Annotated in this window: 9 protein-coding genes and 2 pseudogenes; 8 read left to right on the top strand and 3 right to left on the bottom strand. The window is 72.3% G+C overall.

The window, feature by feature from the left end; translation table 11 throughout:
* Positions 1-3 precede the first annotated feature (3 nt).
* Together glpK and FKR81_RS34065 are read left to right on the top strand one after the other, a co-directional pair.
* A complete protein-coding gene (gene glpK, locus FKR81_RS34070; protein WP_146358348.1) occupies positions 4-1,494 on the top strand; it encodes a glycerol kinase GlpK in 1,491 nt (496 codons plus the stop codon).
* A complete protein-coding gene (locus FKR81_RS34065; RefSeq protein ID WP_235921961.1) occupies positions 1,487-3,001 on the top strand; it encodes a glycerol-3-phosphate dehydrogenase/oxidase in 1,515 nt (504 codons plus the stop codon). Before glpK ends, FKR81_RS34065 begins: the two co-directional genes overlap by 8 nt.
* 228 nt (positions 3,002-3,229) lie before the next feature.
* On the opposite strand, the pseudogene FKR81_RS46095 reads toward FKR81_RS34065, so the two are convergent.
* A pseudogene (locus FKR81_RS46095) lies at positions 3,230-4,072 on the bottom strand (PfkB family carbohydrate kinase); the annotation flags it as partial.
* An 821-nt stretch (positions 4,073-4,893) separates the two neighbouring features.
* On the opposite strand from FKR81_RS46095, the gene FKR81_RS34055 reads away from it, so the two are divergent.
* Positions 4,894-7,854: an AfsR/SARP family transcriptional regulator gene (locus FKR81_RS34055; RefSeq protein WP_146358346.1), complete on the top strand. Its 2,961-nt coding sequence runs from the start codon at positions 4,894-4,896 to the stop codon at positions 7,852-7,854.
* A 255-nt stretch (positions 7,855-8,109) separates the two neighbouring features.
* On the opposite strand, the gene FKR81_RS34050 is transcribed toward FKR81_RS34055, so the two are convergent.
* Both FKR81_RS34050 and FKR81_RS34045 read right to left on the bottom strand, forming a co-directional pair.
* A complete protein-coding gene (locus FKR81_RS34050; protein WP_235921957.1) occupies positions 8,110-8,973 on the bottom strand; it encodes an aminoglycoside phosphotransferase/kinase family protein in 864 nt (287 codons plus the stop codon).
* 8 nt (positions 8,974-8,981) lie between these two features.
* Positions 8,982-9,416, bottom strand: a complete 435-nt coding sequence (locus tag FKR81_RS34045) for a MarR family winged helix-turn-helix transcriptional regulator (protein ID WP_235921956.1) — start codon at positions 9,414-9,416, stop codon at positions 8,982-8,984.
* A gap of 74 nt (positions 9,417-9,490) precedes the next feature.
* Between FKR81_RS34045 and FKR81_RS34040 the strand changes: the two genes are divergently transcribed.
* The 5 genes and pseudogenes from FKR81_RS34040 (at position 9,491) to FKR81_RS46085 (ending at position 14,095) form a co-directional block, all read left to right on the top strand.
* Positions 9,491-10,132 carry a maleylpyruvate isomerase family mycothiol-dependent enzyme gene (locus tag FKR81_RS34040; protein WP_146358345.1) on the top strand — a complete coding sequence of 214 codons (642 nt, stop codon included), beginning with the start codon at positions 9,491-9,493 and terminating at the stop codon, positions 10,130-10,132.
* Positions 10,133-10,158: 26 nt separating this feature from the next.
* Positions 10,159-10,722 carry a PadR family transcriptional regulator gene (locus FKR81_RS34035; protein ID WP_146358344.1) on the top strand — a complete coding sequence of 188 codons (564 nt, stop codon included), beginning with the start codon at positions 10,159-10,161 and terminating at the stop codon, positions 10,720-10,722.
* Positions 10,719-11,426, top strand: coding sequence for an ABC transporter ATP-binding protein (locus FKR81_RS34030; RefSeq protein ID WP_146358343.1), 708 nt, complete (start codon positions 10,719-10,721; stop codon positions 11,424-11,426). The genes FKR81_RS34035 and FKR81_RS34030 overlap by 4 nt, the downstream gene beginning before the upstream one ends.
* A pseudogene (locus tag FKR81_RS46090) lies at positions 11,423-12,586 on the top strand (hypothetical protein); the annotation flags it as partial. The gene FKR81_RS34030 and the pseudogene FKR81_RS46090, both read left to right, overlap by 4 nt.
* A gap of 861 nt (positions 12,587-13,447) precedes the next feature.
* Complete coding sequence (locus tag FKR81_RS46085; RefSeq protein ID WP_407936564.1) at positions 13,448-14,095, top strand: FtsX-like permease family protein; 648 nt, start codon at positions 13,448-13,450, stop codon at positions 14,093-14,095.
* The last annotated feature ends 5 nt before the right edge of the window (positions 14,096-14,100 follow it).

Genomic DNA, 14,100 nt, shown 5'->3' with positions numbered 1-14,100 from the left:
CCAGTGACCAACACATTCGTCGCCGCAATCGACCAGGGCACCACCTCGTCGCGCTGCATCGTGTTCGACCACGGCGGGAACATCGTCTCCGTCGCGCAGAAGGAGCACCGCCAGATCTTCCCGAAGCCGGGCTGGGTCGAGCACGACGCCGAGGAGATCTGGGCGAACGTCCTGGACGTGGTGCACGGCGCGCTGCAGAAGGCGTCGCTCAACGTGCACGATCTCGCCGCGGTCGGCATCACCAACCAGCGCGAGACCACCGTGGTGTGGGACAAGGAAACGGGCGTTCCCGTCCACCACGCGATCGTCTGGCAGGACACCCGCACCGACGCGCTCGTCCGCGAGCTCGGCGACCAGGACCGGTTCCGCGACAAGTGCGGCCTGCCGCTCGCGACCTACTTCTCCGGCCCGAAGCTGCGCTGGCTGCTCGACCACGTCGACGGCCTGCGTGAGCGCGGCGAGCGCGGCGAGGTCCTGTTCGGCACCATGGACACCTGGCTCATCTGGAAGCTGACCGGCCGCCACGTCACGGACGTGACGAACGCCAGCCGCACCATGCTGATGAACCTCGAGACGCTCGACTGGGACGACGAGCTGGTCGACGCGATCGGCGTGCCGAAGGCGATGCTGCCGGAGATCCGCTCGTCCGCCGAGGTGTACGGCACGGCGACCGGCACCCTCGAAGGCGTGCCGGTGGCGTCCGCGCTGGGCGACCAGCAGGCCGCCCTGTTCGGCCAGACCTGCTTCTCAGCCGGCGAGGGCAAGTGCACCTACGGCACCGGTTCCTTCCTGCTGGTCAACACCGGGCAGAAGCCGGTGCACTCGCAGCACGGCCTGCTCACCACGGTCGGCTACAAGATCGGTGACCAGCCGGCGTCGTACGCGCTGGAGGGCGCGATCGCGGTGACCGGCGCGCTCGTGCAGTGGTTCCGCGACAAGGTGGGACTGATCACCTCCGCCGCCGAGATCGAAACCCTCGCGCGCACGGTTGAAGACAACGGAGGCGCGTACTTCGTGCCCGCGTTCTCCGGGTTGTTCGCGCCGCACTGGCGCAGCGACGCGCGTGGCGTGATCGCCGGCCTGACCGGCTACATCGACAAGGGTCACCTCGCCCGCGCGGTGCTGGAGGCCTCGGCGTGGCAGACCCGTGAGGTCGTGGACGCGATGAACGCCGACTCCGGTGTGGACCTGACGACGTTGAAGGTCGACGGCGGCATGACGGCGAACAACCTGCTGATGCAGTTCCTGGCAGACGTGCTCGACGCCCCCGTCGTCCGGCCGATCGTCGCCGAGACGACCTGCCTCGGCGCCGCCTACGCCGCCGGGCTCGCGGTCGGCTACTGGTCGGACACGGAGTCCCTGCGCGAAAACTGGCACAAAGCAGCTGAATGGTTGCCCACGATGGAGCCGAAGGCACGCGACAAGGGCTACCGGAAGTGGAAGAAGGCGGTCGCTCGGACCGTCGACTGGATTGACGAGGACGATGATGAGTGACCAACGCTCTCTCGCAAGGGAAGCTCTGCAGCACGGCCGCTTCGACGTGGTCGTGATCGGCGGCGGCATCCTCGGCATCGCGACGACCTGGGCCGCTGCGCGGTCCGGGTTGCGCGTCGCCATGGTCGAGAGCGGTGACTTCGCGAGCGCCACTTCGAGCGCGTCGTCGAAGCTCGTGCACGGCGGTCTGCGCTATCTCGCGATGGGGCCGTCCGCCGTGCCCATGGTTCGCGAGAACCACGTGGAGCGGCGCGCGCTGGGTGACCACCTCGCGCCGCACCTGGTGCGGCCGCTGCCGTTCCTGGTGCCGGTGTACAAGGGCGGGCCGCACTCGCGGTTCGTCCTCGGCGCGGGCGTCACGCTGTACTCCGCGCTGTCCGGCTTCGGCGACGGCATGGGCAAGGTGCTGTCGGCGCGCCGGACGCTGGAGATGGTGCCGCAGCTGCGTTCCGGCGGCCTGCGCGGCGCGGCCATGTACTACGACCACCAGATGAACGACAGCCGCGTGGCGATCACCGCCGCGCGCGCCGCCGCCGAGTCCGGCGCGGTGCTGCTGAACCACATCTCGGTGGTGGGCCTGCGCAAGACCGGTTCCCGCGTCACGGGTGTCGACCTGCGCGACGCGCAGGGCGAGTTCGGCGTGGACGCCTCCGTCGTCGTCAACGCGACCGGCCCGTGGCTGGACGTGCTGCGGCGCATGGAGAACCAGGCCGCGGACCCGAGCATCCGGCTGTCCAAGGGCGCGCACCTGGTGATGCGCACGAAGGCACCGTGGCAGGCGGCGCTGACGATCCCGGTGGACGACGTGCGCGTGTCGTTCGCGATCCCGTGGGAGGGCCAGCTGCTGCTGGGCACCACCGACGAGGAGTACGTGGGCGACCCGGCGGCCGTCTCCGCGACGGACGCCGACGTCAACCAGATCCTGTCCGAGGCGGGCACCGCGGTGTCCGGCCTGGACCGCGCGGACCTGGCGTACTCGTTCGCCGGACTGCGCGTGCTGCCCGGTGGTCCCGGTGACACCTCGCACGCCAAGCGCGAGACCGTGATCACCGCGGGCTCCGGCGGCATGATCAGCGTCGCGGGCGGCAAGTGGACGACGTTCCGCAAGATCGGCGCCACCGTGCTCGCCCGCGTGAACTCCGAGCTGGGCCGGGCCACGAACGGCCCGCTGGACGGCGTCGCGCTGCCCGGCGCGGCCACGCCGGAGTCGATCGGCGAGGTGCTCGGCACCGCGTGGGACGACCTGCCCGCCGACGTGGTGCGCCACCTGGCGACCCACTACGGCACGACGTCGCACGAGGTCGTGGCGCTGGGGCTGGAGAACCCCGCGCTGCTGGAGCGGGTGCACCCCGACGGCCCGGACATCTGGGCGCAGGTCGTGCACGCGCGGCGCAACGAGTGGGCGTCCGAAGTGGACGACGTGCTGCGCAGGCGCACCACGGTGACCGTGCGCGGCCTGGACACCCCGGACGTCCGCGAGCGCACCTCCCTGCTGCTCGCCTCCTGAAGTGACGTGGTGGCCGCGGTGACCAAACCCGAGAACGGGGACCCCGGCCCCCCCCGCCCAACCCCGGCGGGGCGGCGGGGGGGACAGCGCCGTGTCCAGCCAGGCCCAGCGGACGCGCAGCTGGTCGAGCGTCGGGAGATGAGTGCGCGCACCCAGTGCGCCGGACTCCGAGGTGGCCATCATGAACGCGATGTCCGCGCACTCGTTGAGCGGCCGCTGATGGAACAGCCCGAGCAGCACCCCCGCGGCGAGCGCGTCACCGACCCCGGTGCGGTCGAGCCGCTGCCCGTGCGTGTGGCAGTCGTCGGCGCGGATGAACTCCTCCAGCGCGTCGCGCCCCGACCCGAGCCCGAGATAACCCTCGGGCCGTTTGACCACGACGACCAGCGGCTCGGTGTAGCCCCGGCGCCGCTTCCACGCGAAGAGCGTCTCCAGCTTCTCGGTCAGCGACGCGTCCTCCCGCGTCTGCCGCGCGGCCGACGAGTTGGCGAGCAGCTGGTCGAGCTGCTTCTCGTAGACGAACAACAGGTTGGTGCGGCCCAGGATCCGGCCGAGCCGGTCGGCGCCCAGCCGCGCGTACAGCGCACCCGGCGTGACGGACAGGACGGTGTCCGCGTCGAGCGCGTCGACCATGTCCTCCTGCAGCTGGCGCTCGGCGGCGCCGGTGAACGACGTGAGGTGCAGCAGCCGGGTGTTCCGCAGCGCCGCCATCGCGAGTGGGTACCGGCCGTCGGCGCGCAGCTCGGACGCGTAGAGCTCGTTGACGCCGGGCTCGACGTAGCTGAGGCTCCTGCCGTCGCGGTCGGTGAAGATCTGCGTGCGTCCGGTGGGTGCCTCGCCTGCCGGCACCACGACGATCATCGACGTGTCGGCGCCGACCGCCTGCAGCGCCTGGACGAGCAGGTGGCCGTCGGCGTCTCCCGCGACCGCGCCCGTGGCGGCCGTCCGCAGCCCGAGCTGGGCCAGCGCGGACACGGTGTTCGCGCCGGAACCGCCGGGGTGCCGGGTGGGGGCCCGCACCGCGGACTCGTGGTCGGCCGCGATCTGGTCGACCTGGAAGATGTGGTCCATGTTGTGCGCGGTCACGGTCAGCACGTCGAGCTGGCGCCGCCACGTCGCGGCCAGCCGCAGGTGCAGCTCGCCGGCGACGTCGACGTTCTCGAAGAACACCGCGGACAGCTCGTCCGGCAGCCGGATCCACGCGGTCGTGTCGGTCTCCTTCACCGCGACCTGCACCTGGCGGTAGCGGCCGGGCTCGGTGGCCGGGTCGTGCCGCACGACCTCGCGGTAGAACCACTCGGACATGATCAGCGCGAACACGTCGTCGCACGACTTGAGCACCGAGCGCAGCACGGGCGCGTCGAGCAGCCGGAACCCGAAGTTCAGCGCCTCGCCCGTGACGCCGTTCGGGTCGTGGTGGACCTCGCCCGCGTGCAACGCGACCCGCAGCCGGATCCGCGCCTCGGGCGAGCAGGCGGCGTTGTGCCTGCGCAGCGCCACCGCCAACCGTCCGGGGAGCTGGTCGGAGAGCCGCGTCTTCGGCACGTCCGGCGGGACGAGGATCAGCGCGCCGTCGCCCCGGTCCTCGCTGCGGCACTCGGCCCAGGAGACGCCTGCCTCGGCGAACGCCTGCTCCAACGCCTCGTACATCGCCTCGCGGATCACGAGCTGGTGCGCGTTGGTCCGGGACGGATCACCGAACCCCTCCACGTCGACCACCACCATCGCCCGGTGCACCGGTTCGTACCAGCCCATGTCGCCCACCTCCCCTACTCGCACGGGTGCGTGCACCCCAATGACGCAGTCCGATCTCCGTTCGTCGCATTGGCCGTCCGAAATGTCAGTGGTGTGGCATAGCCTGGGCACCGCGCACAGTTCTGGGGGGCGGGGGCGTGGAGTTTCGGATACTCGGACCGGTCGAGGCGCGGGACGGCAACGGGCCGAGACCGCTCGGCGGGCCCAAGCCCGCGACACTGCTCGCGCTGCTCGCGTCGTCCGCCGGCGAGGTCGTGCCGCTGGACCGGATCGTCGAGGCGCTGTGGGGCTCGCGACCGCCCAAGAACGCCCGCGCGACCGTCCACACCTACGTCTCCGCGCTGCGCAAGGCCGTCACCTCGGACGTGATCATCCGCCGGGGCGGCGGGTACGTCCTGGACGTGCCCGCCGAGCAGGTCGACGTGGCGGAGTTCCACCGCCGGGTCGCCGAGGGCGGGCAGGCGCTCCGCGCGGGCAGGCGGGTCGCGGCGGCGCAGGCGCTCGGCTCGGCGCTCGCGCTGTGGCGCGGCGGCACCCCGCTCGGCGGTGCGGCCGGTGAGTGGGCGGAGGAGGAGCGGGCGCGGTTGTGCGACCTGCGGCTCGCGGTGCTCGAGGACCAGCTGGACGCCTGCCCGGACGTGCCACCGGTCGCCGAGCTGGTGGCGCTGGTGGCGGAACACCCGCTGCGCGAACGGTTGCGCGCCCAGCTGATGCTCGCGTTCGCGGCGCTGGGGCGGCAGGCGGACGCGTTGACCTGCTTCCAGGAGGGGCGCAGGCTGCTGGCCGACGAGCTGGGCATCGATCCCGGCCCGGACCTGCGGCGGGCGCACCAGCGGGTGCTGGCGGGCGAACCGGAGCGCGAACCGGAACCGGCCGTGATCACCCCGGCCCAGCTCCCGCCCGACATCGCGGACTTCACCGGCCGCGCCCCCGAGCTGTCCGTCCTGTGCGCTCACGCGACCCGCACGGCCGCCAACGCGGTCCCGCTGGTCGCGATCTCCGGCCAGCCGGGGGCGGGCAAGAGCACCCTGGCCGTGCACGCCGCGCACCGGCTCCGCGAGCACTACCCGGACGGCCAGCTGCACGCGTCGCTGCGCGGCGCCCAGGAGCACCCGGTCGACCCGGCGGACGTGCTCGTGCGGTTCCTGCGCGCGCTGGGCGTGCCGGACGCGGCGATGCCCGAGTCGCCGGACGAACGGGTCCAGCTCTACCGGACGCTGCTGGCGGAGCGCCGGGTGCTCGTGGTGCTGGACGACGCGATCGACGAACGTCAGGTGCGGCCGCTGCTGCCGGGCTCGGCGCGGTGCGCGGGCGTGATCACCAGCCGGGTGCGGCTGACCGCTCTGGAAGGCGCGGAGCACGTCGAGCTCCAGGTGCTCGACGAGACCGAGTCGCTCACGCTGCTGGAACGCCTGGTCGGCGGGGCACGCGCTCAGTCGGATCCCCAGTGCGCGAAGGAGATCGTGCGGCTGTGCGGCCACCTGCCGCTGGCGGTGCGGATCGCGGGCGCCCGGCTGGCGGCGCGCCCGGACTGGCCGCTCGCCCGGCTCGCCGAACGGCTGCGCGCCCAGCACCGGGTGCTGAACGAGCTGGCGATCGGCGACCTCGAGGTGCGCGGCAGCCTCGCGCTGAGCTACGGGTACCTGGAGCCGTTGGCGCGCAAAGGCTTGCGCAGGCTCGGGTGGTTCGGTGGCGGCGAGTTCGAGTGCTGGCAGGCCGGCGTGCTGCTCGAGCTGCCTGCCGTCGACGCCGAGGACGTCGTCGACGACCTGGTGCGCGCGCAGCTGCTGGACCCGCTGGGCGGCGGGCGGTTCCGGATGCACGACCTCACCGCCGTGTTCGCGTGGGAACGCGCGGAGGCCGAGGAGCCGGGCACCGACCTGCTGGCGGCGGCGTCCCGCGTCGCCGAGCGGTGGCTGCTGCTGATCGAGAAGGCCTCGGGCGGCACGCCGGTCCGGCTGTTGCGGCCTGCGCCGAGCGGCCAAGTCGCCGACGAGGAGATCCCGGACCCGCTGGCGTGGTTCGAGGCCCAGCAGTCGTCGCTGGTGCACGCGGTCGAACGGGTCAGTCAGCTCGGCCTGGTCGACGTGAGCGCGCGGCTCGCGGCGGCGCTGTGCTCGTCTTCGTTCGCGGTGGACAACAGGTTCAGCCTCTGGTGGCGCACGCACTCCGCCGCGCTCGCGGCGGCCGAGAAGGCCGGTGACCGGTCCGGGCAAGGACTTCTGCTCGCCGGGCTCGGCTGGTTGCGCAGCGAGCAGGACCGGCTCGACGAGGCCACCGACTACTACCGGCAGGCCGTCGAGGCCTACGAGTCGGTCGGCGACGACGCCCAGATCACGCTGGTGCGGCTGATGCTCAGCGGCGTGCTCAAGGAGAGCGGCGATCTGACGGGCGCGCTCGAGCTGCTGGACCAGGTGCTGCCGCGCGTGACGGACACGCGGATGCTGGCGCGGGCGTCGCACATCAGGGGCATGACGCTCACCGAGCTCGGCCGCCTGCCGGACGCGCTGGCCGCGCTCGAGCAGGCGCGGACGTCGTACCAGTCGCTGGACGACGGGCACGGCGTCGCGCTCGTCGAACGCTCGCAGTCGATCGCGCACCGGGCGGCGGGTGCGCTGGACGTCGCGGAGGCGCTGGCCGTGCGCGCGGTGGGCGCGCTGACCGACGTCGGCGATCGGTTGATGGCGGCGTACGCGGCGCAGTCGCTCGCGAAGGCCGTCCTCCGGCAGGGCCGCGGCGACGAGGTGCACGAGGTGCTGCAGCAGGCGCTGACCACGTGCCACGAGATGCAGGACGGGTTCGGGCAGGCGCTGGTGCTGCGCACGCTCGGCGAGCTGGAACTGGCCAGGGACAACGCTTCCGAGGCGTGCCGCTACCTGGAGCTGTCGCTGCGGTGGTGGGACGCGCTGTCCCTGCCGCTGTGGCGGGCGCGGTCGCTCGGCACCCTGTCAGCCGCGCAGGGTGCGCTCGGGCAGGCCGACGATTCGGACGCGGCGTGGGCCGAGGCGCACTCGGTGTTCGCCCGGCTGGGGAGTCGCGAAGCGGCCGAACAGCGGCCTTTGGCCGTTTCACAGAATTCCTTGAGGGCCCGCCCGTAGCGTTCTGCACGACAGCGGGACTCCCCACCACGAGGCTCTCCCCCAGGAACTCCCCAGTGGCTCGTGGTTCCCGCGAACCGGGTTCCCCGGCGCCGCCAATCGCCCGGCGCCGGGGATGCCCGATTCAAGTCCGGTTTCCTCAAAAGGATCCGGAGGACGGTGCAAGTCCGGCACTCTTGTGACGCACCCGTCGCTATGCCCGACGGGCACCATGGATGAGGGGGGCTTGCGGCCCCCAGGCAACGGAAGCTCCCCTCATCCCCTCACCAGACCGGTGAGGTACCGGGCCAGCTCCGGCCCCGAGTCGAACGCACTGCGGATCACCAGCGACGCATCGCACCCGAACGCAACTTCGTTCACCGGCACGCGTTCGCCCTCGTCCGCCAGCCCCTCGACGTAGGCGTCGATGATCGCCTCGCGGATCTCGGGCAGCGCGCACACCGGCAGCGTGCCGTCGTGCGCGAGACCGACCAGCAGCTGACCGAGGTCGAAGCCGATCGGGTGCGGGCACTGCCAGGTCACGTCGATCACGACGAACGAGTCGGGATCGTCCAATGGCACCAACAGGTTCTGCGGGCACGCGTCGCCGTGCGCGCCCGCGTGCGGCAGCCGGTCGAGCCGGTCGAGCAGCTCGGGCAGTCGGGCGGCGAGCGCTCGGAGTTCGCCGGATTCGAGGCGCTGGAACGCTTCCGAATGCGGCCTGCTCTCGATGAGGAACCGCAACGCGCCGGACGGTGCACCGCCGAACCGCCGTCCGGCCCAGCGGCCGAGCAGTCGCGCGGCGCGCACGAACCGGGGCAGGTCCCACCGCACGTCCGCGCACGCGACGTCCTCCAGCCACAGCGCCACGCGGTCGCCGAGGTCGTCGATCCGGATGACCTCCGGCATCCGCAGGCCGGGTGGGAGTGCGAAGCCGGACAACAGGAAGTCCGCCTCGTCCCGCCAGGGGAACTCGGCGAGCAGGCGATCGCGAACGTGCTCGGGCAGCCCCGCGAGCATCGGCCAGAGCTTCGGCGAGCGCAGGATCTTCACGAACACCGAGCGGCCGGGCTCGACCACCCGGTAGACCGCCGCCGTCGCCGGGGCGATGGGGACGAAGTCGATCGGAACCACGCGCACGGCACACCTCACTGGTACGGATCGGTGATCTCCCGCAGCATCGTCAGCGTCTCCCGCAGCTGCGCCATGCGCCGCTTGCCGATGTGCCGCTCCCACTCCTGCTCGACCTTCGCGACCTCGCGGTCGGCCACCGGGATGCCCTCCAGCGCCCGGCCGGTCAGCCGGACGAGCCGCGCCCGCCCGTCCGCGGGGTCCGGCACGCGTTCGACGTAGCCCGCCCGTTCGAGCTGGTCGACGAGGAACCCGGCGGTCTGCTTGGTCACCTGCGCGGCCTCGGCGAGCACGGTCAGCCGCGTGCCGTCCGGGCCGATCCGTTGCAGCAACCGGGCCTGCGCGACGGTGATGTCGCCGTAGCCGGCCTCGGCCATGGCGGCGAACACGCGGTTCTCCATCGCCCGGTACGGGATGAAGAGCAGCACTCCCACGGTCAGTTCCTCGGCCACGGCACTCCTTGACGATAGTCAGAGACACTGATTAAAGTAGTCAGCCTCTCGTACTAAATCAAGGGGTGTGCACGATGGAGCGCAACGAGATGTGGCAGGTGATCGACGCCGAACGCGCGAGCGCCGCCGACCTGCTCGCGGACCTGTCGGACGTCGAGTGGACGTACCCGTCGCTCTGCGACGGCTGGACGGTGCGCGACGTCGCGGCACACCTCACGCTCGCCCCGCACGGGTCGGTGGGCCGCATCCTGGTCGCGGTGATCAAGGCGCGCGGCAACTTCAACCGGATGGTCCACGACACCGCCGTCGAGCAGGCCGCACTGCCGACGACCCAACTGGTTCAGCTGCTGCGCGACGCCGTCGGCAAGCACCGGCTCGCGCCCGGCCAGAAGCTGAAGGACGCGATGATGGACGTGCTCGTGCACGGCCAGGACATCGCACTGCCGCTCGGCCTGCAGCGACCCATGCCGCTCGAACCCGCGGTCGTCTCCGCGGATCACCTGTGGCACATGGGCTTCCCGTTCCACGCCCGCAAGCGGCTCGCCGGGCTGCGGCTCGTCGCGACGGACGCCGAGTGGAGCGCGGGCGAGGGCGACGAGGTGCGCGGGCCGATCGACGCGCTGCTGATGCTCCTCGCCGGGCGCACCGCGACCGTTCCCCGGCTCACCGGCGCGGGCGTGGCCACGCTGACGGCCAAGTGGGGTCTTGCCGCGTAGATACCGAGTATGCATACTCAGTATCCATGTCCGTCAAGCATGGTCTTCTGGCCCTACTCGAACGCGGCCCGATGTACGGCTACCAGCTGCGCGCCGCGTTCGAGTCGTCCACCGGCGGCACGTGGCCGCTGAACATCGGGCAGGTCTACACGACGCTGTCCCGGCTGGAGCGCGACGAGCTCGTGCGGCCGCTGCCGGAGAACGAGACGGGCCAGCGCCCGTTCGAGATCACCGACCTGGGCCACGCCGAGCTGGCGAAGTGGTTCGCCTCCCCCGTCAGCCGCTCCGACCGTCCGCGCGACGAGCTGGCGATCAAGCTCGCGCTCGCGATCACCACGCCCGGCGTCGACGTGCGGGCCGTCGTGCAGACGCAGCGCGGCGCCGCGATGCGCACCCTGCAGGAGTACACACGCCTCAAGACCGACGTGGGCGACCTGCCGTGGCTGCTGGTGCTCGACTCGATGATCTTCCAGGCCGAGGCCGAGGTGCGCTGGCTCGACCACTGCGAGGCGAGCCTCGTCCGGTACGAGGCTCCGGCGGCGCAGCCCGTCGACGCGGACCTTCCCAGGGATGCCGAGGTGCCGCGATGAGCGTCCTCGAACTGCGTCAGGTGCACCGCACGCACGGCACCGGAGCGACGATCGTGCACGCGCTGCGCGGCATCGACCTGGTCGTGCGGACCGGTGAGCTGGTGGCCGTGATGGGGCCGTCCGGCTCGGGCAAGTCGACGCTGCTCAACCTCGCGGGCGGGCTGGACAGTCCGACCAGCGGCGAGGTCGTGGTCGACGGCACCGTGCTCGGCTCGTGCTCCCGCAAGGCGCTGGCCGCGTTGCGGCGCAGGAAGATCGGGTACGTCTTCCAGGACCTCAACCTGCTGCCCAGTCTCACGGCGGCGGAGAACGTGGCGCTGCCGCTCGACCTCGACGGGGTGCGCGGGTCGCGCAAGCAGGCGCTCGACGCACTGTCCGAAGTGGACCTCAACGGCTACGGCGACCGGTTCCCCGACGAGATGTCCGGCGGTCAGCAGCAGCGGGTCGCGATCGCCCGCGCCCTGATCGGCGAGCGCACCCTCGTGCTGGCGGACGAACCGACCGGTGCGCTGGACTCCCAGACGGGGGAAGCGGTGCTGCGCCTGCTGAGGTCCAAAGTGGATGCCGGGGCGGCCGGGATGCTCGTCACGCACGACGCGCGCCACGCCGCGTGGGCGGACCGGGTGGTCTTCCTGCGCGACGGCCGCGTCGTCGACACCTCCGGTCCGCTCGACCAGCCGGAAGAACTGCTGCGGGCACCATGAGCGGCTTCCGGGTGGCGCTGCGCATCGCGTGGCGGGAAGCGAGGCGCGCCAAGGGGCGCGCGGCACTGGTGGCCGGCATGATCATGCTGCCGGTCGCGGCGTTGTCGTTCACCGCGGTCAGCTACGACACGTTCACGCTGATCCCGGCCGAACGCGCCGAGCGCACGATGGGCACGACCCAGGCGGCGGTCAGCTGGCCGTACAGCAGCCCGGTCGTGCAGGAGCCCGACCGGCTGTTCGCGCTGGCGTCCGGTGAGGCCCCCGCCGGTCAGACCGAGCCGAGCGAGGAGCAGCTGAGGTCGTTGCTGCCGAACGGCACGCGGCTGACCCCCAACCACACGTCCGGTCTGACACTCGACACCCTCGCGGGCTCGTCGACCTTCCAGGCGCGGCTGCTCGACTACGCCGCACCGCAGGCCGCGGGCATTCTCCGCTCCCTGTCCGGCCGCGCGCCCGCGTCCGACGACGAGGTGGCGTTGTCTCCCCAGGCCGTCAGCCGGACGGGCTCGGGCGTCGGCGGCACGGTCCGCACGGGCGACGGCAGGACGTTGCGCGTGGTCGGCATCGTCGAGGATCCGGACGACATCAAGGCCAGCACCGTCGTGCTGCGCCCCGGCGCGCTGCCGGTCGACCGCTCAGGACTGTCGTGGCTCGCCGAGATGCCCGACGCGCTCACCTGGGCGCAGATCAAGGAGCTCAACAAGCTGGGCGTCGCGGCGGTGTCGCGGCACGTGCTGGAGAACCCGCCGCCGATGGAGGACCGCTACCGCCAGATCGGCGGTTCGGGCAGCGACATCGAGGCAGGCGTGCTCGCGCTCGTCGCCGGGCTCGCGATCCTCGAGATCGTTCTGCTGGCCGGCCCGGCACTGGCCGTCGGCGCGCGCCGGCGTCGTCACGACCTCGCGCTCGTCGCCGCGTCCGGTGGCACGCCCGCACACGTGCGGCGCATCGTGCTCGCCGACGGCGTCGTGCTCGGCGCGCTCGCGGCCGTCGCCGGTGTGGTGCTCGGCGTGCTGGTGGCCGTGGCCGGACACGGCGTGGTCGAGCGGTTCACCGAGACGAGGTCCGGCGCGTTCCGCTTGTTCCCCGCGGCGTTGGGTGTGCTGGCACTGCTGGCGGTCGTCACCGGTGTGCTGGCGGCACTCGTGCCCGCGTGGGTGTCGTCGCGCCAGGACGTCGTGACCGCGCTCGCGGGCCGTCGCGGCATCACCCGCTCGCGCCGCCGCTGGCTCGTGGCGGGTCTCGTGCTGGTCGCGCTGGGTGTCGTGACCGCGTTCGTCGGCGCGTGGCAGGTGGAGCTGACGATCATCCTCGCCGGACTGGCACTAGGCGAACTCGGACTGGTGCTGATGACGCCGTCGCTGGTCGGTCTGGTGGCACGGCTGGGCAAGGGCCTGCCGGTGCCCGTGCGCATCGCGCTGCGCGACGCGTCCCGCAACCGCTCCGCCGCCGCGCCCGCCATCTCGGCGGTGATGGCCGTGGTGGTCGGCAGCCTGGCCGTCGGCGTGGTGCTGGCGTCCGACGTGGGCCGCGAGGCGAACCAGTCGGCGGGCAACGTCGGCGACGTCGCGCTCTACCACACGGCCGAGACGAACAAGATGGGCCAGGCCATCCCGGCGTCCGTTGTGGACACTCTGCGCCAGACCCTCCCGGTCGCCGAGGCGCACGAGATCAAGCTGCTGTCGTGCGAGGGCGGCCCGTGCTTCGCCCACGCACGCCGACCGGCCGCCCGCGAATGCCCGTACGGCCTGGACCTGCTGGGCCGCGAGCCGACCGAGGACGAACAGCGCGCGGCCCGCGCCGACTCCCGCTGCGACGGCATCGGCCAGCAACGCCGCTACTTCGTCGCACTCAGCTCACCCTTCGGCGTCGTCGTGGTGATCAAACCCGAGGCGGCCGGCGCCGTGACCGGACTGTCCGCGGCCGACGCGGCCGTGGTCGGTGAGGCCCTGCGTGCAGGCAAGCTGGTCGTCGACTCCCCGGAACTGGTGGAGAACGGCAACGCGCTGCTCGGCGTGGGCATGGTCAGCGACTCCACTCCCCCGCGCACGGTCACCGCCGCGGCTGTCGCCATGCCGCAGCGCCCCAAGGCGCCGATCGCGCTGATGACCGAGGAGACCGCCAAGTCGCTCGGGTTCGGCGCGACCACGTTCACCGTGTACGCCACCACGACCCGCGAGCCGACGGTCGACGAGCAGGACCGCCTGCAGGCCGCGCTGGGCGGCGAGTACGAGGTGCGCGTCGACCGCGCCGTCCAGTCCGACATCCAGCGCTCGCTCACCGTGCTCGCGATCGCCGCGGCCGTGATCACGCTCGGCGCGGCCGCGCTGGCCACCGGTCTGGCTGCCGCCGACGGCCGAGCCGACCTCACGACGCTGGCCGCCGTGGGCGCTTCGCCAACTTTGCGGCGGTTGCTGTCGCTGAGTCAGTCCGGGGTGATCGCCGGGCTCGGGTCGCTGCTCGGGACGGCGGCCGGGTTGGCGACGTCCGTCGCCGTGCTGACGGCGTTGAACCAGCGGTTCGCCGATCAGTGGCCGCCTCCCACGCCGTATCCGATCACGGTGCCGTGGGTCAACGTCGCTGTCGCGCTGGTTCTGGTGCCTGTGGTCGCGATGCTGGGGTCTGCGCTGCTTACTCGGTCGCGGTTGCCTATCGAGCGGCGCGGTTGACTCCG

It is taken from the genome of Lentzea tibetensis (assembly GCF_007845675.1).
Classification (GTDB): domain Bacteria; phylum Actinomycetota; class Actinomycetes; order Mycobacteriales; family Pseudonocardiaceae; genus Lentzea; species Lentzea tibetensis.
Note: the sequence above shows the minus strand (reverse complement) of the source record. Positions and strands in the feature narration are given on the sequence as shown.